Raw genomic sequence first — 19,512 nt, 5'->3', positions numbered from 1 at the left:
GGCTAGGGCAACTTGCTATCAGTGTTTGAAGCGGCATTGTGAGGGCGACTGACTACACAAATAGCTAAAAAAGCCCTGCTGTTGTAAAAATCCTCCATTCCCTTCGCTGTTAGACCAATGGCGAATACATTAGCGCGGTGCTAGGGTGTCTCAATGAATAATCCATGATGCTAAGTCTTAACGACATTAGTCATCGTGTCGACGTCTATGAGCGAGGGGGTTACGTGGAAGAGTACATTCTGTGGTTCGATCAATTAGGCATGACAGACGTCGAACGGGTGGGTGGTAAAAACGCCTCGCTAGGTGAAATGATTTCTAACTTATCAGGTGCTGGAGTAACGGTGCCTGGTGGTTTTGCCACTACTGCCCATGCTTACCGCGAGTTTCTCTCCCACGAAGGACTTAACGAGCGCATTAATGCCACGTTGGCGCGCTTGGACGTGGACGATGTTAAAGCGCTAGCCGAGGCAGGTCGCAACATTCGCCAATGGATAATCGATACGCCATTACCACCTACGTTTGAAGCGGCTCTACGGGATGCCTACGGCCAACTGCAGCAACAGCACCCGCTTTTAAAAGTTGCCGTACGCAGCTCGGCCACCGCAGAGGATCTACCCGATGCCTCCTTTGCAGGTCAACAGGAAACCTTCCTGAACATCGAAGGCTTTGACAATATTAAGCGTGCAGTACACGAGGTTTTTGCCTCGCTGTTTAACGATCGTGCTATCTCCTACCGAGTGCACCGCGGCTACGCCCATGAAAATGTCGCCCTGTCGGCGGGCATTCAGAAAATGGTTCGCTCTGAGACCGGTGCGGCAGGCGTGATGTTTACCCTAGACACCGAATCCGGTTTTAAAGACGCCGTTTTTGTCACTGGCTCCTGGGGCTTGGGCGAAACCGTGGTACAGGGCGCAGTCAATCCCGATGAGTTCTACGTGCACAAGCCGACCCTGGCGGCGGGCCGCCCTGCGGTGTTGCGCCGTAATTTGGGCTCCAAGCTTATCAAGATGGTTTATGGCCAAGATGCCAGCGCTGGCAAATCGGTTGAAACTGTCGATGTACCCCATGCTGACCGCAGCCGTTTCTGTATCAACGATCAGCAGGTGATGGAACTGGCCCGTCAGGCGATGACCATTGAGCAGCACTACCAGCGACCTATGGATATCGAATGGGCGCTAGATGGTGATGATGGTGAACTTTATATCGTTCAGGCGCGTCCTGAAACGGTGGTTTCCCAGCAGGAGGGCGGTAAGCTTGAGCGCTTCCAGCTGCGTGAGAAGGGCCGCACGCTAATCACTGGCCGGGCGATTGGTCAGCGCATTGGTCGGGGCACCGTCAAAGTCGTACTCAGCCCTGACGACATGGATAAGATCCATGATGGCGATATCCTGGTCACCGATATGACCGACCCGGACTGGGAGCCGATCATGAAACGGGCTTCCGCGATCGTCACCAACCGTGGCGGGCGTACCTGCCACGCAGCGATCATCGCCCGCGAACTGGGCATTCCCGCGGTGGTAGGCTGTGGGGACGCGACGACTCAATTAAGAGAGGGTATCGACGTCACGGTCTCTTGTGCGGAAGGCGACACCGGTAATGTTTATGAGGGGCTGCTGGAGTTTGATTGCAAAGTCTCAAGCGTCGATGCGATGCCTGAGATTCCATTCAAAATCATGATGAATGTAGGCAACCCTGATCGCGCCTTTGGTTTTGCCAGCCTGCCTCACGCAGGCGTAGGCTTGGCGCGTTTGGAATTTATCATTAACCGCATGATCGGTGTTCATCCTAAAGCGTTATTGGAGTACGACACGCTGCCGGTGGATTTACAGCAGGTGATCGATTTACGTACCGCGGGCTATGCCGACCCTGTCAGCTTCTATGTCGATAAACTGGTTGAGGGTATCTCCACGCTAGCGGCGGCGTTCCACCCTCAGCGTGTTATCGTGCGGCTATCTGACTTTAAATCCAACGAATATGAGAACCTGATTGGCGGTAAGCTTTATGAGCCTGGCGAAGAGAATCCCATGCTGGGTTTCCGCGGGGCATCGCGCTACATCTCAGAGGCATTCCGTCCCTGCTTTGAGCTAGAGTGCCGGGCGTTGAAGCGGGTACGTGAAGAGATGGGCTTTGAGAATGTCGAAATTATGGTGCCCTTTGTGCGTACTACCGATGAAGCACGTGAGGTAGTCGAACTGCTCGCCGCAAACGGTTTGGAGCGGGGCGGTCCAACAGGTCTTAAAGTGATCATGATGTGCGAGCTGCCCGCCAACGCGCTGCTGGCCGATGAGTTCCTCGAGTATTTTGATGGGTTCTCTATCGGGTCTAATGACCTGACCCAGCTAACGCTAGGGTTGGATCGTGATTCCGGGATTGTGGCGCACCTATTTGATGAGCGTAATGGCGCCGTTAAAAAGCTGCTTGCCATGGCGATTCAGGCCTGTAAGGCCAAGGGGAAATATGTCGGCATTTGCGGGCAAGGACCGTCAGACCATCCAGATTTGGCGAAATGGTTAATGGAGCAGGGTATCGATTCTGTATCACTTAATCCTGACGCCGTGTTGGAAACCTGGTTTATGCTAGCAGGGCAAAAGATCGATTAATGGGAGTCCTGTTTTAGCTTTATTTTACGCCCGGCCATTGTGCCGGGCGTTGATGTTTTTATAGGCTACTCTTTTATGTAGTTCTGCTATTTCACTAGTCGGAGAGCGGCGAGATGTTCCCAAGACGGGTTAAATTTTTATTGCCAGGATTGCTGGTATTACCACTGTATAGCTGGGGGTTTAGCTATGAGACACCCTCAATTTCGCCTGAAAGTGAGTCGGGTTATGAAGAGAAGCCAGGTTGGGAAACAAAGTCGTTTGCGGTGGCTGCGGCCAACCCTTTAGCCACGGATGCGGGGTATCAGGTTCTCAAAGCTGGCGGCAATGCCATTGACGCGGCCATTGCCGTCCAAATGGTGCTGAACTTGGTCGAGCCTCAGTCGAGTGGTATTGGGGGCGGGGCTTTTTTGATGTACTTCGATGGTAATCAAGTGAGCGCCTACGATGGCCGTGAAACCGCGCCCCAAGGCGCTAATGGTGCGCTGTTTATGCAAGATGGCGAGCCGTTGGCGTTTAATGAAGCAGTGGTTAGCGGTCTTTCCGTGGGAGTGCCAGGTACGCTGCGTATGCTAGAGAAAGCTCACGCTGAGCAGGGCGAGTTAGCCTGGGAGGAGCTGTTTACCCCGGCAATCACTCTGGCCGAAGAGGGTTTTGCGGTTAGCAATCGACTGCATGCCAGCTTGGCAAATGATGAATTCCTGCGCCAGGACCCAGTAGCAAGCCAGTTTTATTATGATTTAGACGGTGAGCCTATTGCCGTTGGTGAAACGCTTAAAAATCCTGCCTTGGCTGCCGTTCTTCGCCGCGTCGCTGCGCAAGGTAGTGCTGCCTTGTACGAAGGAACCGTTGCACAAGACATCGTTGAGCGCGTCCAGAACCACCCAAAGCGCCCAGGCAGTTTGACGCTTGAGGACATAAGTGGCTACGAAGCGGTTAACCGCGAGCCGCTGTGCACGCCTTGGCAGCAGTGGGAAGTATGCGGTTTCCCTCCACCCTCATCGGGCCATCTGACCGTGATGCAAATTTTAGGCATGCTTGATCAGCAGCCACTGCTTGAAGCCCCATTAGATAGTGGTGCGCCAAGCAGTGGGTGGTTGCATATATTCTTGGAAGCCTCACGCCTGGCATTTGCTGATCGCGGTCGTTACATCGCCGATCCTGACTTTGTCGAGGCGCCGGGTGGCGATTGGTCGTTAATGTTGGCCCCGGAGTATCTAGAGCAGCGCAGTGCACTTATTGAAGAGATGAGTATGGGTGATAGCGCCGAACCGGGTAACCCTGGCGAACTTAACGTTAGCTGGGCTAGCCAGCCCAGACAGCCCGAGTATGGTACCAGCCATATCAGTATTGTGGATGATGAAGGCAATGCGGTGGCTATGACCACCACCATTGAGCAGGCATTTGGGTCGCGGATTATGTCCGATGGTGGCACGGGGTTAGCGGGTGGTTTCCTGCTCAATAACGAGCTCACCGATTTTTCATTTACACCTGAAGTGGATGGCGAGCCCGTAGCGAACCGGGTAGAACCCGGCAAGCGTCCACGCTCCAGCATGAGCCCAACCCTAGTATTTGATCAAGAAACTGGCGAGCTAATCGCCAGTTTGGGCTCACCAGGTGGTGCTGCCATTATTCATTACACTGCCCGCACGCTAGTCGCGCTGCGCGACTGGGGGCAGAATGCTCAGGAAGCACTCAACCTTCCTCATGCCATTACGCTGGGCGGGGATGTCTATGTGGAAGAGGGCCGTTTTCCTGAGGCAACCATCGAATCACTGCGCGAACGTGGTCATACGGTAAGCGAGCGAGAGCTAACCAGCGGCCTTCAAGCCATTATGCGCCTTGATGATGGCACTCTGTTTGGGGGCGCTGACCCCCGGCGTGAAGGGGTGGTAATGGGTGACTAGGCCAACCGCTATTGGCGAAGCCAGTTGCGCAGCTTCACTAGCATTAGCGCACCGTCGCTTAATTCGCGACGGACTTGAATAAGCTCGGTTAAACGATCTGGGTAGTCGGTGATAATTGCATCGACACCCAGGTCAATCAGCGTCGACATTCGGGCTCTATCATTGACGGTCCAGGCATGTATTTCGTAGCCATACAGTCGTGCTAAGTGAACTTCACCTTCTGTAATGCGATTATGGCGTAGCCCAAGGGCCGCAAAGTCACGCCGGTTGAGCGTGCCGGGCAAAATAAGCTGAGCCAGCAAGGTAACGCGCAGCGATGGCGCTCGCTGACTCAAATATTTCAGTAATGATGGCGACATGGTTGCCATGCGCATGTCCATTAGCGCATTGGGAAAGCCGCACGCTGTATAACCGTCGAAGGCGCTTTGTTGGGTCGCCCAGCAGCGATAGCGCAAATCACTCTCTGTATTTAAGGCCTTGATAACGGCATCGGCTAGTACCTGTTCTTGGCCAGACAGGGGCTTGATGTCGATCATTAGTCCGGCTTTTCCACGCACCCTTTGCAGCGCATCATCCAAGCCTGGAATATTCTCACCTTGAAAAGCATCGCCAAACCAGCTGCCCACATCAAATTGGCTGAGTTGCTCTCTGGTAAGCTCGCCAAACTCACGGTTGTCACCGGTTAACCGTGCCATGCTGCGGTCGTGGTAAAGCATCACCTGCTGGTCACGGCTCAAACGTACATCTATCTCGATATAGTCGGCGCCATCAATCAGTGACTGTTCCAGCGCGGCAAGGGTATTTTCAGGCGCCACCATGGAGCTTCCTCGGTGGGCGATTACTGCAACATTGTCACGAATTTCAAAGCTATTGAGTATCCACCACGCTTGCAGACCGGCAAACACCAGCACGCTGAGTTCAACCGCCCAGGCGAGACGTCCCGCGTTAGTATCTTCCGGTGGAGCCGCAGGGCGCGATTCTTGATGCGCTAGCTGCATATACAAACAGGCAGAAAGCAGAGCATTGGCGGCAATACCCACAAACGTAATGGCCAGCGTTACCAACACATAGCCCAGTAAGTAGGCCAACATTGCCGGAATCAGCACTGCGTTATGTTCGGGTAGCCACCACAGTAGCGGCGTGAACAGACGGTCGAATAGCAGAGTGATCAGCAGTGGAAGGCTGATAATAATCAGCAGCAAAAACAGAACTGCTGCCCCAATCGAACGACGCCAGCCGCGGGTTAAGCTAACACTGCGCTTAAGTGCTCGCCAGGGATTGCATCTTTCCAGGGCTACTAAGGGCAGTGCGAGCAGCCAGCGCAGATAGAGCCATGATGCCGCCCATATCCAGGCAATAGTCAGAGGTAGAGCACAGCTAATGAAATACCACAGCGCGGGGGGGCGCACTCGCTGTAAATAGTAGGGGTCTATGTCGCTGAGCCAGAAACTATACAACCAAGCCAGCCCGATCATAAAAGGGGCCAGGAGCAGTAAATGTGTACCTACCTGAAGAATCACCAATCCCGAGAGTGCTGGCAAACGTCTAGTGCTCAGCCAGAGTGCTTCAAGCGCGAGGCGATAATGATTGTCACGGGGCCTAGTCGCAACTTGCAGCATCCCTGCCTGTTGCCAATAGATAATTAAAAAAGTGAACCCAAGTCCTACCAACATACCCACCAAGCCGAGTGGGCTAAACAGCAGCGTGATCAATTCATCGTTGGTGACGACTGTGCGGTTAAGTTGGGCAAGCAATCCACGTATCACCCAGGTAATAGCGGGCAGCAGCAGTGCAGAAGCGAGCAGCGTGAAAAACAGATGATAGGCGATCAAAGGGCGAAGATGATCGCGCAGCGTGCGTAGTAAGGCAGAGCCAAGATGGGTCAAAGGCTGCATCGTCACTAAACGGAAAGAATGGATCACCAGGGTGGCAGTAACCGCCACGCCTGGCAAGCGGATCGATTAGCATTGAGAAACAATGCCCTTAATACTTAGGGCAACGGCAGCTCATGCTCGGCAACAATAATGCCGTTGTTATCTGCATACAGCCATTGACCGGGCTGAAAGGTAACACCGGCAAACGTTACGTCAATATCACGTTGGCCTTCACCGCGTTTTTCACTTTTGCGTGGATGGCTGCCCATCGCCTGTACGCCAAGAGGAAGGGCGGCGAGGATATCCACGTCACGCACGCAGCCGTACATGACAACACCTGACCAACCATTCGCGACGGCTTGTTCAGCGAGCATGTCACCCAACATGGCGCAGCGGTGTGAGCCACCGGCATCCACCACCAGCACCGCGCCGTTACCCGGCTCAGCGACAGCCTGCTTCACCATGGAGTTATCTTCAAAGCATTTTATCGTACGAATAGGGCCATAAAAGGCTTCAAGGCCGCCAAAGTTTGCAAGCAGCGGGTCAAGTACTGCGACCTCAGGATGCGCATCGCAAAGGTCAGGGGTCACTATATCAATCGAATTCGTCATCATATGCTCCTAGGGGTAAAAACAGCTGGCATTCCAGCACCTTATAGAGGGAGTAAATAAAAAACGCCCCGCCCTGAAAAACAGTGGCGGGGCGTTCGGTCATCGACTCAGAAAATGCCATGTTTCACATTTTCTGCGATGGTGCGAGCATCGGCGATGGGGCGGTCTCAAAAGCGCCTAATGACTAAGCTTCTTGAGCGACCGGAATCACGTTTGAGGCGATTTTTTGATACTCCTCAATTTCGTGAAAATTCATATAACGATAAATCTCGCCCGCCATAGCGTCAAACTCACCCATATAGCGCTGATACTCTTCAACGCTGGGTAGGCGTCCTTCTACCGCGGCAACGGCCGCCAGTTCCGCCGAGGCAAGGTACACATTGGCACCGTCGCCAAGGCGGTTCGGGAAGTTCCGTGTAGACGTAGACACAACGGTGCTCTTGGCAGCAACGCGGGCCTGGTTACCCATACACAGTGAACAGCCCGGCATTTCCATGCGCGCACCGGCACGGCCGTAAATACCGTAGTAGCCTTCTTCGGTCAGCTGATGCTGATCCATTTTCGTCGGTGGTGCCAGCCACAGCCGAGTTTTTAAACTACCGGCAGGCTGCTTTTCAAGCAATTTGCCAGCAGCCCGGAAGTGGCCGATGTTAGTCATGCAAGAACCGATAAAGACTTCGTCGATTTTCTGGCCAGCAACTTCAGACAGTAAACGTGCGTCGTCTGGGTCGTTCGGCGCACAGAGAACGGGCTCTTTAATTTCAGCCAGGTCGATCTCGATAATTTCAGTATATTCGGCATCCTGGTCGGCACGCATCAAACTCGGGTTGGCCAACCATGCTTCCATACCTTCAATACGGCGACTGATGGTGCGTTCGTCACCATAACCGTTGCCCATCATCCACTTCAGCAGGGTAATGTTGGACTTCAAATATTCGGTCACGCTCTCTTCTGACAGGGTAATCGTACAGCCAGCAGCAGAACGCTCGGCAGACGCATCAGAAAGTTCAAAGGCTTGCTCGACAGTCAGATCTTCCAGACCTTCAATTTCCAACACGCGCCCTGAAAAGGCGTTTTTCTTGTTGGATTTATCAACGGTCAGCAAGCCCTGTTTGATGGCGTACAGCGGAATAGCATGAACTAAATCGCGCAGGGTAACGCCGGGCTGGCGTTGGCCCTTAAAGCGAACCAGTACTGACTCTGGCATATCCAGTGGCATTACGCCGGTGGCAGCCGCAAACGCTACCAGGCCTGAACCCGCCGGGAATGAGATGCCCAGCGGGAAGCGGGTGTGCGAGTCACCGCCGGTGCCCACCGTGTCGGGCAACAGCATGCGGTTCAGCCAGCTGTGGATGATGCCGTCGCCGGGGCGCAGCGAAACACCGCCACGGTTCATGATGAAGTCAGGCAGAGTGTGATGCGTATCCACATCTACCGGCTTTGGATAAGCGGCGGTATGGCAGAACGACTGCATGACCAGGTCGGCTTGGAAGCCCAGGCAAGCAAGGTCTTTCAGCTCATCGCGGGTCATCGGGCCGGTGGTGTCTTGAGACCCAACGGTGGTCATTTTAGGCTCGCAGTACATGCCCGGACGAACGCCGTCCAAACCACACGCTTTGCCAACCATCTTCTGGGCTAAGGTAAAGCCTTTGCCAGTATCTTTAGGCTGATCGGGTAGGCGGAAAACGTCAGAGGCCGGTAGTCCCAAAGACTCACGCGCTTTGCCGGTTAGTCCGCGTCCAATAATCAGGGGAATACGGCCACCAGCGCGGACTTCATCCAGAATCAGCTGTGTTTTGAGTTCAAAGGTAGTGATGACGTCATCGCTGCCATGCTTGCAGACTTTGCCAGCGTAGGGGTATACGTCGATGACATCGCCCATGTGCAGATTGGTAACGTCCATTTCAACTGGCAGAGCGCCTGAGTCTTCCATGGTGTTGAAGAAAATAGGCGCAATTTTGCTACCAAAACAAAAACCGCCAGCGCGCTTATTCGGGGCGTAAGGAATATCGTCGCCGAAGAACCACAGCACGGAGTTGGTGGCTGACTTACGCGATGAACCGGTGCCGACCACATCACCTACATACACAACCGGGAAGCCTTTGGCTTTTACGTCTTCGATCTGTTTGAGCGGGCCAGTGGTGCCTTGCACGACGGGCTCGATGCCATCACGCTCGTTTTTAAGCATCGCATTGGCGTGCAGCGGGATGTCAGGACGTGACCAGGCATCCGGCGCGGGAGACAGGTCATCCGTATTAGTTTCGCCGGGCACTTTAAATACGCTGAGAGTAATTTTATCAGCCAGCGCTGGTTTAGAGAGGAACCACTCTGCATCGGCCCAAGATTGAATCACATCTTTTGCAACGCTATTGCCGTTTTTGGCGCGACTTTCCACATCGTGGAAGGCATCGAACATCAGCAGTGTGTGCTTAAGCTGCTCGCCAGCTTCATGCGCTAGCTCTTCGTTATCGAGCAGTTCGACCATTGAAACTATGTTATAGCCACCCTGCATGGTGCCAAGCAGTTTAACGGCGTGCACCTTATCAATCAGCGGAGAGCTTGCTTCACCTTTGGCAATGGCCGTTAGGAAGCCGGCTTTTACGTAGGCGGCTTCATCAACGCCAGGCGGTACGCGATTGGTGATTAAATCAAGAATAAACTCCTCTTCACCGGCCGGTGGCGTTTTAAGTAGTTCAACCAGTGACGCTACTTGTTCGGCGGTTAGGGGTTTGGGCGGGATGCCCTCAGCAGCACGTTCCTCGACATGTTGGCGGTAAGCTTCAAGCACGTTGGGGCCCTCTCATCTACGTTCTCATTTACTTTATGGTGACGGCCTATACGTTGCACGGTGGTAGCAGCGCAGGGTTAAAAGCAGGGCCATTCACATATGACATACGCTTGACAAACAGCATATGGTTGGATGGCTGAGATTCTACGGCAAACTGTCGACAATGTTAAGCTGGCAAGAGGAGACGACTCTTGTACTTTGTGTTGATGTCGCGATCAGAATGAATCAAAAAAGCGCGCTTAATTAGTCGATTAGCTCTAGTTCAGGAAAGTTTTTTTCTCTTTCTAAGTTAACCTAAGCATGTGCAGGTGTGATTAACGTTACAGCGCGTTACCATAGTCCTCAATTTATTACCTTAGAGTCATCATGCTGCTGTGTAGCTATAAGTATCAGAGTGTCAGCCAGTAAAACGTGGCGATGAATGATGCCTATAAAGTGTGTGGAGCACTTTTGGGACCACTGCTACATTAGTAATAATCGATGTTAGGTATTAACAACCGCAAGCAACAGGGACTAAGCGCCTTGCGCGCTTAAATGTTGTACAATAGTGAAATACAAGATCGGTAATGGTGTTATGTTGATACAACCCAGTGCATTACATACGAGTGCCTTGAAAACGGCTGAGCATAGTGTGAAAGCTGATGATCTGCTGCCAGAAAGTTTGCACCAGTTTTTGGGCTGCGATACCCCTAGAGAGTGGTTGCAGTGGGCGCTTGAAAACCCTGAAACACTGCTTATAGACCATGCTCAGTGCGAGAAAAAAGCGGCTTCCACGGCAATGAGTTTGCTTTATCGCTACGTTGATCAACCGCTGTTGCTTAGCAAAATGTCACAGTTAGCGCGCGAAGAGCTGCTGCATTTCGAGCAAGTGGTAGCGTTAATGGAAGCACGTGGCGTTGCCTACCAACACTTAACGGCATCACGCTATGCGGAAGGCCTACGGAGACACTTACGTAGTAACGACCCCGAACGGCTCATCGATGTGTTAATCATCGGTGCGCTTATCGAAGCGCGTAGCTGTGAACGATTCGCTTGCTTGATTCCCTATTTAGATGAAGAGCTAGCCAAGTTTTATCGCACCTTGGTGAAATCAGAAGGTCGTCATTTTGAGGACTATTTGTTACTGGCTCGCCAGCAAACATCGGACTCAATTGATGAGCGGATCGCTTTTTTTGTAGCGCGTGAAGCGGAGCTGATTACTTCGCCCGATACGGCTTTTCGTTTTCATAGCGGTGTGCCAGCTTAAGCCGCTTAGCCCGGCAGGATGTTTATCATGCGCGATGCTCGTGAGACTGACCAGTTAACCCTCTTTGGCCATTTTTCGCTTACCCAGGGCGAAGATGTACTAACCCACTTTAGCTACGACAAAGTAAAGGCGCTGCTTGTTTATCTTCTTTTGCATCGCCAGCCTGTTAATCGTGCGGCTTTAGCAGAGTTGTTGTGGCCCGATCAAGGGTTATCGTCAGGCAGAACCAACCTGCGTCATGCGCTGCACTGCTTACGCCAGTCGTTGGGAGAGAGTGCCGACCAGGTGTTAAGCGTCTCTCGGCAAACAATTGCTTTTCAACTCCCTGCTCATTGGCAGGTAGATCTTCATACGCTGCAGCAATTGCTGGAAGGGCCGCGTGATTTAGATACCCTTGAGGCATTAATGTCTTGTTATCAAGGCGATTTGATTGAAGAGCTTCAATTAACCAACTGTAGCGAATTTCAGCGTTGGTTAGTCCAGGTACGTAATGAGTGGCGCCAGCGTGTCATTCGTTTTGCTGAACAGGTGCTTGAAGCCCATACAGATGTACCTGATCCCATTCTGGAAACCTTGGTTAGCCGCTTTTCAGGCTACGGCCCATTTCATGAGCGTTTGGTTCGTCAACTCGCTGAACAGAACCAAATGGCCGCTGCCCATGAGCAGTACAATAGCTATTTGCAGCTCTTAGCCCTATCAGGTCAGCAGCCTGAGCCCAGCTTTTTACAGTTGGCTAGCTTCTGGTCAGATGGGCACCATGATCCGCGCATGATGAGTCCACAAGGTGCTTTTTCCCGAGCACTGGCCGCGGACAGTAAACCCCTGCGTGAAGACGAAATTGAGCTGCGCCAGCTCTCCGTAATGGCTATTCGCCTGCACCTAAAAGGGGAGTGGCAGGATCGGGCGGCGACACGCCACTGCCTTACGCTGCAGCTAGAATTACTGCGCTGGTTAGAGCAACAGTGCCATCACCTGGGTGGCTTTTGGCTTCCAGGTGCTACTGGGGGGTTAGGGTTGGCGTGTTTTGGTACTCACGGACCCGCGCATCAATTAGCGGAATTGGTGGCGCTTTATGAGCATTGCCGCCAGGCTCTGCCTCAAGAGAGTGCCCGCCACTGGTCTGGTGAAGGGGACGTGCCGCAATTTGAACTGGCCGCTGGCTTACACAGTGGTCGAGTTGTCTATCTCCCTGAGCGCCAGTTAGCGGACCCTCTTGGGCAGGTGACGCAAACCTCGTTAGAACTTATGAGCGCAGCTGAAGGCAGTGAGCTGGTTATTTCTCAAGAAGCCAGCCAACACATGCCGCCGGCGCTCGATTTACAGCCGAGGCTGGTATCACGCTTGATAGCTAGCGACGGTCGCGTTCGTTTACGTGCCCTGGTGCTGGGTCAAAACGAAGGTGGCCGCGACGCCTTGCCGCCGAGCTTGGTTGGCCGTGAAACGTCATTGCGTACTTTACGTGATGCACTGGCACGAGCGGGAATTGGCTTACGTCAAAGCGTTTTGGTGCGTGGGGCATCGGGCATGGGGAAATCGGCATTAATGGTCGGTTTTCGCCAATTAGAGCTAAGTCGTGATGCGGCGATTTGTTGGCAGCCCACCACGCGGCTGTCGGTGCTGGATCCTTATGGCGTTGCCCGTACGCTGGTTGGCTGGTATCTCAAACAGACGCTGACCGTTGAATCTATTCACGAGTTACAGGCAACATTGGGCTTCGATCAGCTTGCCCCAGACCGCCAGCTTCTATTAGAGCAGGCACTTGGGGTGCAAGAAGTACAGGAAATTACCCAGCTTGCTCAAAGCGGTGAGGCCGTTGAGCTGGTGGTAATGTTGCTTCACCGCTTAATAGAGCGCCAGGCGACCACCCATACGCTTGTGCTAATGATCGATGATCTACAGTGGCTTGATGAGCCTTCTTTCAAGGTCTTGGCCGGACTCCAGGCACGTTTACCCATTAATACAGCCTTTATGTTGGTTGCCAGCCACCATGGCAGGGAAGTGCTGCCAGTGAAGCTGCATTGGGACCAGCAGATTAGTTTAGGCAATCTGGATGCCTTGCAGTCTTCGCGACTGCTGTCACAGCTGTCACGGCGTTACCGCATTCACCTGAGTCCTCGGCTGCGTAATCAGATTATTGAGCGTTGCGATGGCGTGCCGCTCTATATGCAGGAGATTTGCCGTCGCTTGGATATGGATCGTCGGGAAGGCCGCAGTGTCCAGTTTGATGAGCTTCCCAAGGGGTTGTTAGGGCTTTTGGCAAGCCGTATCGACCAGCTTGAGGTGGATCGCGAAATTGCCCATGTGGCGGCAGTGCTTGGTAAGCGTTTCCGGCTGGACTTCCTGCTTGAGTGCAGTGGCTGGGAAAAAGGGCGGCTTAACCAAGCGCTTGAGCATATGCGGGTACTGGAGATTGTCGAGCCGGTCGATAAAGACAGTGGCGAGCACGAATACCAGTTTAGCCATCAGCTGCTGCAAGAAGCCGCTTATTTATCCTGCCCACGTGATGTCCGTGTAAAGCTTCATCAGCAGGTGGTGACCTTAATTGAGGAGCGCTTCCCGGTATGGATTAGTCGCCACCCTGGCGATTTTGCGACCCATTTGCGGCGTAGCGGTCATTATGCCCGCGGCGCACGCTATTTTGAGCTGGCCGCCCGCGAAGCGCTCAAAGTGAGCGCTAATAAAACGGCACTTCGCATGGCCGACTTTGGTTTAGCCAGCCTGCGTCACGTTGATCACGAGATCGAGCGTGAAGTCAGCCTGCTCACCGTGCGCGGCCAGGCAGCCTTTTCATTAGAAGGGCATGGTTCGCCGACCGCTCATGAAAGCTTCGTGCGCGCCAGAGAGCTGCTGCGGGAGTCGGGTAGTGATAGCCTCGAAGACCCGGAAGACCTTGAGCAGATATTTCTAGTTAAATGGGGGCTGTGGGTCGGTCGTAGTCAGCGCTATGCCCATGCGGATGCGTTTGCCTTGGCCTCGACCTTGGCCGATATCGCGTCACGCCTCGAAGACCCGCGCTATCGCCGTTTAGCCGATTATGCCCGGGCTAATTGCGAGTATTGGGCTGGACGCATTCAGCAGGCGCACGATCATCTAGATGAAATCGATCCGCTTAATGCGCAGATGATGATTGAGTGGCTGCCGTTCTCCGATCACCCGCAAGTCTCTGCCGCTTGTTTCCAAGGCTGGGCGCTCTGCTTACGTGGCGATTATCAGCGTGCCGAGCGTCAAGTTTCAGCGGCCATTCGGTTGGCGGAGAAGATTGCTCACCCCGGCACCTTGGCCCTGGCGCTGCTATTTGCGGCCGCGCTCTATCGTCAATTAGGTCACGTGCACCTAGCTGCGCGACACGCAGAACGGGCGGCTGCAATGACCGGTACTCCTGATCTACAGCTATGGCAAATTTCTGCACAAAGCATTCTTGGCTGGCAGCGGGCATTAGCGGGTGATGCCACCGGGTTAACGCAATTGCGCGATAGTCTAGAGCAAATGGCGGAACTCAATGGGCGTGATCGCTATCAGCGGCCAGTACTGTGGTACTCGGACGCCTGTATTGAGCTTGGCGAGTTAAACGCTGCAGAAGATTACCTTGATCAGTGCCTGGTGATTGCTCGAGAGCGCACTACGCTCTTTCTGCCTGAATTAGCCACCCAGCTAGCCAAAGTGCGTGATTTGCTGGGTCACCCAGCCAATGAAGTCAAAGCACTGGCAGAAATGGCGATTAACCAATCCCGCGAGCATGGCAATCGTCATCAGGAACTAGCGGCCCTGGAGCTATGGTTGACGCGAATAGAGCCAAATGACCAGCAGGCCAAGGAGTGCTTCCGCCATTTGTTGAGCGAAGTCAGTCACAGTGATGCCCCGGTACTGACGCGTTGGATCAGTTTGCTGGATCGGCGTTTACCGCATCCAGTGGATATCGAGAGCTAATAGCGCAGCTTCATGGTGTCATTAGGGTAAGGTGCGCTGATGTTTAGCGGGTATCTTGCTCTAGCCACGTTAGCGTGGCGAGCGCCTCGTCACGGTGCTCGCCGCATACGCTAGCATCAAAGTTAAACCGCTCGCAGACTCTGGGGCGGCTCGGATCGCCGAACAGGCGGCACAGGTTATCCTCGTCTAACTGCACGCAGCGAACGCCTGCTGGCTTGCCTTCAGGCATGCCGGGTATGGCTGAGCTAATTGAAGGCGCTATACAGCAAGCGCCACACCCCGCACGACATCCTTCACTCATATCGCAACACTGGGTGAAGACAAGGCCATTGCGCCCTTATTGATGCCTTCAAAGGCTTGGATGCGCGTGGTTATACCGCTTTGCGTGGCTACCTCTTTAGCCAACCAAGCGGCGATATTTTCTACCGTGGTGGGGCCGGGCAGGACGGCACATAGCGACTGTGGCAGCGTAATGGAAAAATCACCTTGGGCGGCCCGGTAGCCGCAGGTAAGGAAGTCATTATCCTGTGAGGAAATATCCGCTTCTTCAAGCAAATAGCGATTTTCCAACCATGTCGCCCACTGCTGTTCGAGCTTGGGTTGACGTACGCCCTGCTGAAAGATATACAGTCGTGAACGGTGTCCGTGGGCGATACGCTGGCAGTTGCCTAGATGGCGCTTTAGGCCGTGTGTGTAGCCATAGGCAGCGCCATCAATGGCTTCATCGCTAAGCGTTAAGGTGACCCGGTGGACATTCTCTGGCCGCTCTTGGGTCAGCTGCTGGCTTAAATGCTCAGCAACCGTCTCAAGTTCAATGGTTTGCCATGGCAGCAGGCTAAACGCTTCTTTCGGGCCGCGCACTTCCATCGAATAGGGTATGTTGGTGCGAACGCATAGGCCTTCGGTGCATTCGGTGACACTGACGCCTGGCGCTTGCATGGGGACTAGCAGGGTATGATCAAGCCCGTTGTCCAGGGTGCGCTTGATCCATGGTTTTACTTCACCAAAATCAAACAGCATGCCATCTTCGCCTAGCTCGCCATCCAGTACTGCATCCACCTGCCAGCTACAGCCGACTAAGCCACGCTTGGAACACCAGAGAGAGACGTCGATATGCGTCAGTTGTGTAACGAATAAAGACATTAATCAAAACCTGCTAATTTGTGCATTTGCAGCGATAAGCGCCACTGCGGGTTGGCCATACAGTAAGCGGTCGCTTCATTAACGGTGGTCTTAGCCTGATTGAGCGGAGTAAGATCCATTGGCTGTAGAAAAAAGTGGCGAAACCCAAGGCCCGAAAACTGCTCAGGAGGAGCGTCCACCTGAGGGTAAACAAGCTTTAATTCATCGCCCTGGGTAATGGCTAGCGGATTGCTACCTTTAGGACTTACACATAGCCAATCAATACCAGGGGGCGGTGCAAGTGTGCCATTCGTTTCGACGGCCACCTCAAACCCATGGCTGTGCAGTGAGGCAATTAATGCCGCGTCCAGCTGCAGTAAAGGCTCCCCGCCGGTAAACACCACATAGGGCGTTGCCTCACCACTTTGGCTGGGCCATAGCGAGACAATATGTTCCGCAAGGGCGCTGGCAGTGGCAAATTTTCCGCCGTTGATGCCATCGGTACCGATAAAGTCAGTATCGCAAAAGGTGCATTTAGCCGTTGCACGATCGGCTTCACGGCCCGACCAGAGATTGCAGCCGGTAAAGCGACAAAAAACACTTGCCCTGCCTGCTTGGGCGCCTTCTCCCTGCAGAGTGTAAAAGGCTTCTTTGATTTGATACATCAGGGCTGACCTATCGTGTTGGCAGGGCTATATGCAAGAGGGTCAGTGACACCATTGGCGGCAAAAGCGGCTAGCCGTTCGCGGCAGCTGCCGCACACACCGCAGGCGAATTCGCGGCCTTCATAGCATGTCCAGGTGTCACGGTAATCCAAACCCATGGCCAGACCGTCGCGCAAGATGTCTGCCTTGCTGGCTGAGAGGTAGGGAGCGTGAAGCTTGACGGGCTCGAAATTGGCGATTCCGGCGACGTGATTCATGGCTTCCACAAATTCAGGCCTGCAGTCGGGGTAGAGAATATGATCGCCGCCATGGGCTCCGTAATCGACGCGCCCGGCTCCTATGTTGACTGCTTTGGCAATCGCAAGTGAGAGCAAAATCATATTACGATTAGGTACCACCGTTGCGCGTAAATTATCCGTGGCGTAGTCGCCGTGAGGCATTGTTTGGTCTGGATTGGTGAGCGCTGAATTATTGATCAAGCCGTGAATTGCTCGAATGTCGATCACTTGGTGTGGCACACCAAGTGAGGTGCAAACTTGGCGAGCCGTATCAAGTTCTCGGGCATGGCGCTGACCATAGTCAAACGAGAGCGCGTGTACGCTGAGGCCTTCACGCAGTGCGCGGTGCAGTACGGTAAAGGAGTCCATTCCACCGGAATAGATAACGACCGTCGTGGCGCTATTGGGCGCTGCAGGGGATATTGATGACATGAGGAAACACTCGTTGTCGGAGAATTTATTAATCGCGAACAGCACTAAGCTGGCGCGGCGATCCGGGGTCCGGTCCGGAAGGGCGGCAGTTTACGCAATAGCCGTTAATCTGACCAGTTTTAGCGCACATTGAGCCAAAAACTTTGTTGGCGGGCAGCATTAATATCAACATGCTACGCTAAGCGTCCACACTGTTAGAGGGATACCGATGGCCATCATTGAACACAGTGAAATTGTTAATGCACCACCCGAGCGCGTGTTCGAACTCTTACGCCGTGTGGAAGACTTTGCTGACTACTCCGATATGATTCGCTCTATCGACTCACTTGGTGAGAATCGTTATCGATGGCACGTGCGGGCAGTGGGTATGGATTGGCCTTTTGATGTCTTGGTTACCGAGATCCAGCCGCCACATGTGCTTGCTTGGGAGTCGTTAGACGGCGTTAAAAACCAGGGGCGATATCAACTTCGTGAAGTGCCAGAAGGCACGGAAGTGTCGCTGACACTAAGTTATGAGATCCGCAACCGATTAATGGAAAAAGCCGTTAACAAGGCCGCAAAGCCGTTAGTGGGTAAAGTAAGCCGACAAATCCTTGAGCGCGTTCAGGCGCGTTTAAATCAATAACGCCGCACTAGGCGGCGCATTGATCATCAAACCGTGGAGTTATTGAGATTTATGCATTGAGGCATCAAGGTGATCGACGACCTCCGCCCAATCGGCATCTTCATCAACCGCTTCTTTAAGAAACTCTGCCTGTCCTTCGTTCCAGCAAGGGGCTTCAGCAAGGGGCATTGTTTCTGGCAAAGGAGCATTGCGTTGTATAAAGCGTTCTATGGAGGCTGTGTCAGAAGCAAGGCCCAACTGTTCAAATAGCTCGCTAAAATGGTGTACCGGTTTTTCCATAATCTGTTGCTCCTTCAAACTGTTAGGTTAACTCCCTTCACCATAGCCTGAATCTCAGCTAATGCCAGCACTGCGGCATTCATGAAGTGTTAACGCTCACCGACGAGTGGCGTTAAAAAGCGCTGCCGCTGATCTTCTAAAGCAAGGGGCTGTGCCAATAAATGGGTAAGCTTAGTGTACGCGGCTTCCGGCGTCATGTTATCGCCTGCCATAATGCCTGCGTCGCTGAGACCATGCCCCGCTGCATAAGCACCTAGATGAACGCTGCCCTGGGGGCACTGGCTAATAGCCGCGATCAGCTTGCCTTCCCCACTGGCTTTAGCTAGAACATCCAGCAGGCTAGGGTCATTGGGTAGATTGCCCGCACCCCAAAGCTGGAGTAGTGCCCCTTTAACACGCGAATCACTGAGCCATGCATCCAACTGCCAAGCTGAAATACCTGGCCAGAGTACAATGCGAACGACTTCCCCTTGATTAACCAAACGGTAGTCAGGGAGTTCGAAGCGGGGTGCGCCCCGTTGCTGGACCCCGAGTCCTCGGCTAGGGTAATAAACGAAATCGTTGCCCACTCGCTCGCCAAGCAACGGGTAGTTAGGGCTGGCAAAAGCGTCAGCCGCATTGCTGTGCTGTTTGATGGCGCGAGTGCCACGGAATAGCTTCCCTGCAAAGTAGATGACCACTTCTTGTAGTGCAGGTGTGGCGGCAAACTTCAGTGCCCCATGTAGGTTCTCTAGGGCGTCACTTTTTGGGGTTTCCAGAGGAAACATGGACCCGGTGACGACAACTGGGCGGTCTACGCCCTGCAATTGGTAAGCAAGGCTAGCCGCGGTCCAGGAGAGAGTATCGGTGCCATGGATGATCACAAAACCAGCGTAAGAGGTCAGTTGGTCGTTAATATCCCGGGCCAGTTGTTGCCAAGTAAGCGGCGTGGCAGCGCTTGAGTCTATCAACGTCGAGTAGCTAATGACTTCATATGCGGGAAGCGCCTGCTGATGTGCAAGCGGCAGTTGAGTAAGCGCTTCTGCCATTCGGGTCGCAAAGTTACCACCTGGAGCTAGCCCATTGGCGTTCGGTTGCATCCCAATCGTACCACCGGTATAGATCACTAGAATGCGTTCTTCGGTCGAGGTATTACTGGCTAAAGGGGAGTAGGGGGGCATA

14 protein-coding genes are annotated in these 19,512 nt (G+C 53.5%); 5 read left to right on the top strand and 9 right to left on the bottom strand.

Annotated elements, in window-relative coordinates; translation table 11 throughout:
- Positions 1–224: 224 nt before the first annotated feature.
- Together ppsA and ggt are read left to right on the top strand one after the other, a co-directional pair.
- Positions 225–2,600: a phosphoenolpyruvate synthase gene (ppsA, locus tag AC5TBW_RS10265; protein ID WP_495511947.1), complete on the top strand. Its 2,376-nt coding sequence runs from the start codon at positions 225–227 to the stop codon at positions 2,598–2,600.
- Between the two features lie 113 nt (positions 2,601–2,713).
- A complete protein-coding gene (ggt, locus tag AC5TBW_RS10260) occupies positions 2,714–4,504 on the top strand; it encodes a gamma-glutamyltransferase (RefSeq protein ID WP_495508486.1) in 1,791 nt (596 codons plus the stop codon).
- Between the two features lie 8 nt (positions 4,505–4,512).
- Here the strand turns inward: ggt and AC5TBW_RS10255 are convergent, their stop codons facing one another.
- The 3 genes from AC5TBW_RS10255 to acnB all read right to left on the bottom strand — a co-directional run bounded on the left by AC5TBW_RS10255 (position 4,513) and on the right by acnB (position 9,777).
- Positions 4,513–6,399 (bottom strand): glycerophosphodiester phosphodiesterase family protein, encoded by a 1,887-nt coding sequence (locus tag AC5TBW_RS10255; RefSeq protein WP_495511946.1) that lies wholly within the window; start codon positions 6,397–6,399, stop codon positions 4,513–4,515.
- A gap of 95 nt (positions 6,400–6,494) precedes the next feature.
- Positions 6,495–6,992, bottom strand: a complete 498-nt coding sequence (rraA, locus tag AC5TBW_RS10250) for a ribonuclease E activity regulator RraA (protein WP_495508485.1) — start codon at positions 6,990–6,992, stop codon at positions 6,495–6,497.
- A gap of 181 nt (positions 6,993–7,173) precedes the next feature.
- Entirely contained in the window at positions 7,174–9,777 is a 2,604-nt protein-coding gene (gene acnB, locus AC5TBW_RS10245; RefSeq protein ID WP_495508484.1) for a bifunctional aconitate hydratase 2/2-methylisocitrate dehydratase, read from the bottom strand.
- 574 nt (positions 9,778–10,351) lie between these two features.
- On the opposite strand from acnB, the gene AC5TBW_RS10240 reads away from it, so the two are divergent.
- Both AC5TBW_RS10240 and AC5TBW_RS10235 read left to right on the top strand, forming a co-directional pair.
- Positions 10,352–11,023, top strand: coding sequence for a MiaE family protein (locus AC5TBW_RS10240; protein ID WP_495508483.1), 672 nt, complete (start codon positions 10,352–10,354; stop codon positions 11,021–11,023).
- 27 nt (positions 11,024–11,050) lie between these two features.
- Entirely contained in the window at positions 11,051–14,950 is a 3,900-nt protein-coding gene (locus tag AC5TBW_RS10235; protein WP_495508482.1) for an ATP-binding protein, read from the top strand.
- 43 nt (positions 14,951–14,993) lie between these two features.
- Here the strand turns inward: AC5TBW_RS10235 and AC5TBW_RS10230 are convergent, their stop codons facing one another.
- The 4 genes from AC5TBW_RS10230 to queC are packed head-to-tail and all read right to left on the bottom strand — an operon-like array spanning position 14,994 to position 17,447.
- Complete coding sequence (locus tag AC5TBW_RS10230) at positions 14,994–15,251, bottom strand: YkgJ family cysteine cluster protein (RefSeq protein WP_495508481.1); 258 nt, start codon at positions 15,249–15,251, stop codon at positions 14,994–14,996.
- Positions 15,248–16,093: a 6-pyruvoyl trahydropterin synthase family protein gene (locus AC5TBW_RS10225; protein WP_495508480.1), complete on the bottom strand. Its 846-nt coding sequence runs from the start codon at positions 16,091–16,093 to the stop codon at positions 15,248–15,250. Before AC5TBW_RS10225 ends, AC5TBW_RS10230 begins: the two co-directional genes overlap by 4 nt.
- Positions 16,093–16,737: a 7-carboxy-7-deazaguanine synthase gene (gene queE / locus AC5TBW_RS10220; RefSeq protein WP_495508479.1), complete on the bottom strand. Its 645-nt coding sequence runs from the start codon at positions 16,735–16,737 to the stop codon at positions 16,093–16,095. The genes AC5TBW_RS10225 and queE overlap by 1 nt, the downstream gene beginning before the upstream one ends.
- The gene (queC, locus tag AC5TBW_RS10215; RefSeq protein ID WP_495508478.1) at positions 16,737–17,447 is read right to left on the bottom strand and encodes a 7-cyano-7-deazaguanine synthase QueC; all 711 of its coding nucleotides are present in this window, start codon (positions 17,445–17,447) and stop codon (positions 16,737–16,739) included. The genes queE and queC overlap by 1 nt, the downstream gene beginning before the upstream one ends.
- A gap of 208 nt (positions 17,448–17,655) precedes the next feature.
- Between queC and AC5TBW_RS10210 the strand changes: the two genes are divergently transcribed.
- Positions 17,656–18,072, top strand: a complete 417-nt coding sequence (locus AC5TBW_RS10210) for an SRPBCC family protein (RefSeq protein WP_495508477.1) — start codon at positions 17,656–17,658, stop codon at positions 18,070–18,072.
- 39 nt (positions 18,073–18,111) lie between these two features.
- Here the strand turns inward: AC5TBW_RS10210 and AC5TBW_RS10205 are convergent, their stop codons facing one another.
- Both AC5TBW_RS10205 and AC5TBW_RS10200 read right to left on the bottom strand, forming a co-directional pair.
- A complete protein-coding gene (locus AC5TBW_RS10205; protein WP_495508476.1) occupies positions 18,112–18,351 on the bottom strand; it encodes a DUF2789 domain-containing protein in 240 nt (79 codons plus the stop codon).
- An 89-nt stretch (positions 18,352–18,440) separates the two neighbouring features.
- Positions 18,441–19,511, bottom strand: coding sequence for an asparaginase (locus AC5TBW_RS10200; RefSeq protein ID WP_495508475.1), 1,071 nt, complete (start codon positions 19,509–19,511; stop codon positions 18,441–18,443).
- Position 19,512: the final 1 nt, after the last annotated feature.

It is taken from the genome of Vreelandella sp. ssv, from assembly GCF_059448525.1.
Note: the sequence above shows the minus strand (reverse complement) of the source record. Positions and strands in the feature narration are given on the sequence as shown.

Bases quoted from the DNA above. Each gene is read 5' to 3' on its own strand.
- ggt (WP_495508486.1), top strand. From the start codon at position 2,714: ATGTTCCCAAGACGGGTTAAATTTTTATTGCCAGGATTGCTGGTATTA.
- AC5TBW_RS10255 (WP_495511946.1), bottom strand. From the start codon at position 6,399: ATGCAGCCTTTGACCCATCTTGGCTCTGCCTTACTACGCACGCTGCGC.
- rraA (WP_495508485.1), bottom strand. From the start codon at position 6,992: ATGATGACGAATTCGATTGATATAGTGACCCCTGACCTTTGCGATGCG.
- AC5TBW_RS10240 (WP_495508483.1), top strand. From the start codon at position 10,352: ATGTTGATACAACCCAGTGCATTACATACGAGTGCCTTGAAAACGGCT.
- AC5TBW_RS10235 (WP_495508482.1), top strand. From the start codon at position 11,051: ATGCGCGATGCTCGTGAGACTGACCAGTTAACCCTCTTTGGCCATTTT.
- AC5TBW_RS10230 (WP_495508481.1), bottom strand. From the start codon at position 15,251: ATGAGTGAAGGATGTCGTGCGGGGTGTGGCGCTTGCTGTATAGCGCCT.
- AC5TBW_RS10225 (WP_495508480.1), bottom strand. From the start codon at position 16,093: ATGTCTTTATTCGTTACACAACTGACGCATATCGACGTCTCTCTCTGG.
- queE (WP_495508479.1), bottom strand. From the start codon at position 16,737: ATGTATCAAATCAAAGAAGCCTTTTACACTCTGCAGGGAGAAGGCGCC.
- queC (WP_495508478.1), bottom strand. From the start codon at position 17,447: ATGTCATCAATATCCCCTGCAGCGCCCAATAGCGCCACGACGGTCGTT.
- AC5TBW_RS10210 (WP_495508477.1), top strand. From the start codon at position 17,656: ATGGCCATCATTGAACACAGTGAAATTGTTAATGCACCACCCGAGCGC.
- AC5TBW_RS10205 (WP_495508476.1), bottom strand. From the start codon at position 18,351: ATGGAAAAACCGGTACACCATTTTAGCGAGCTATTTGAACAGTTGGGC.
- AC5TBW_RS10200 (WP_495508475.1), bottom strand. From the start codon at position 19,511: ATGCCCCCCTACTCCCCTTTAGCCAGTAATACCTCGACCGAAGAACGC.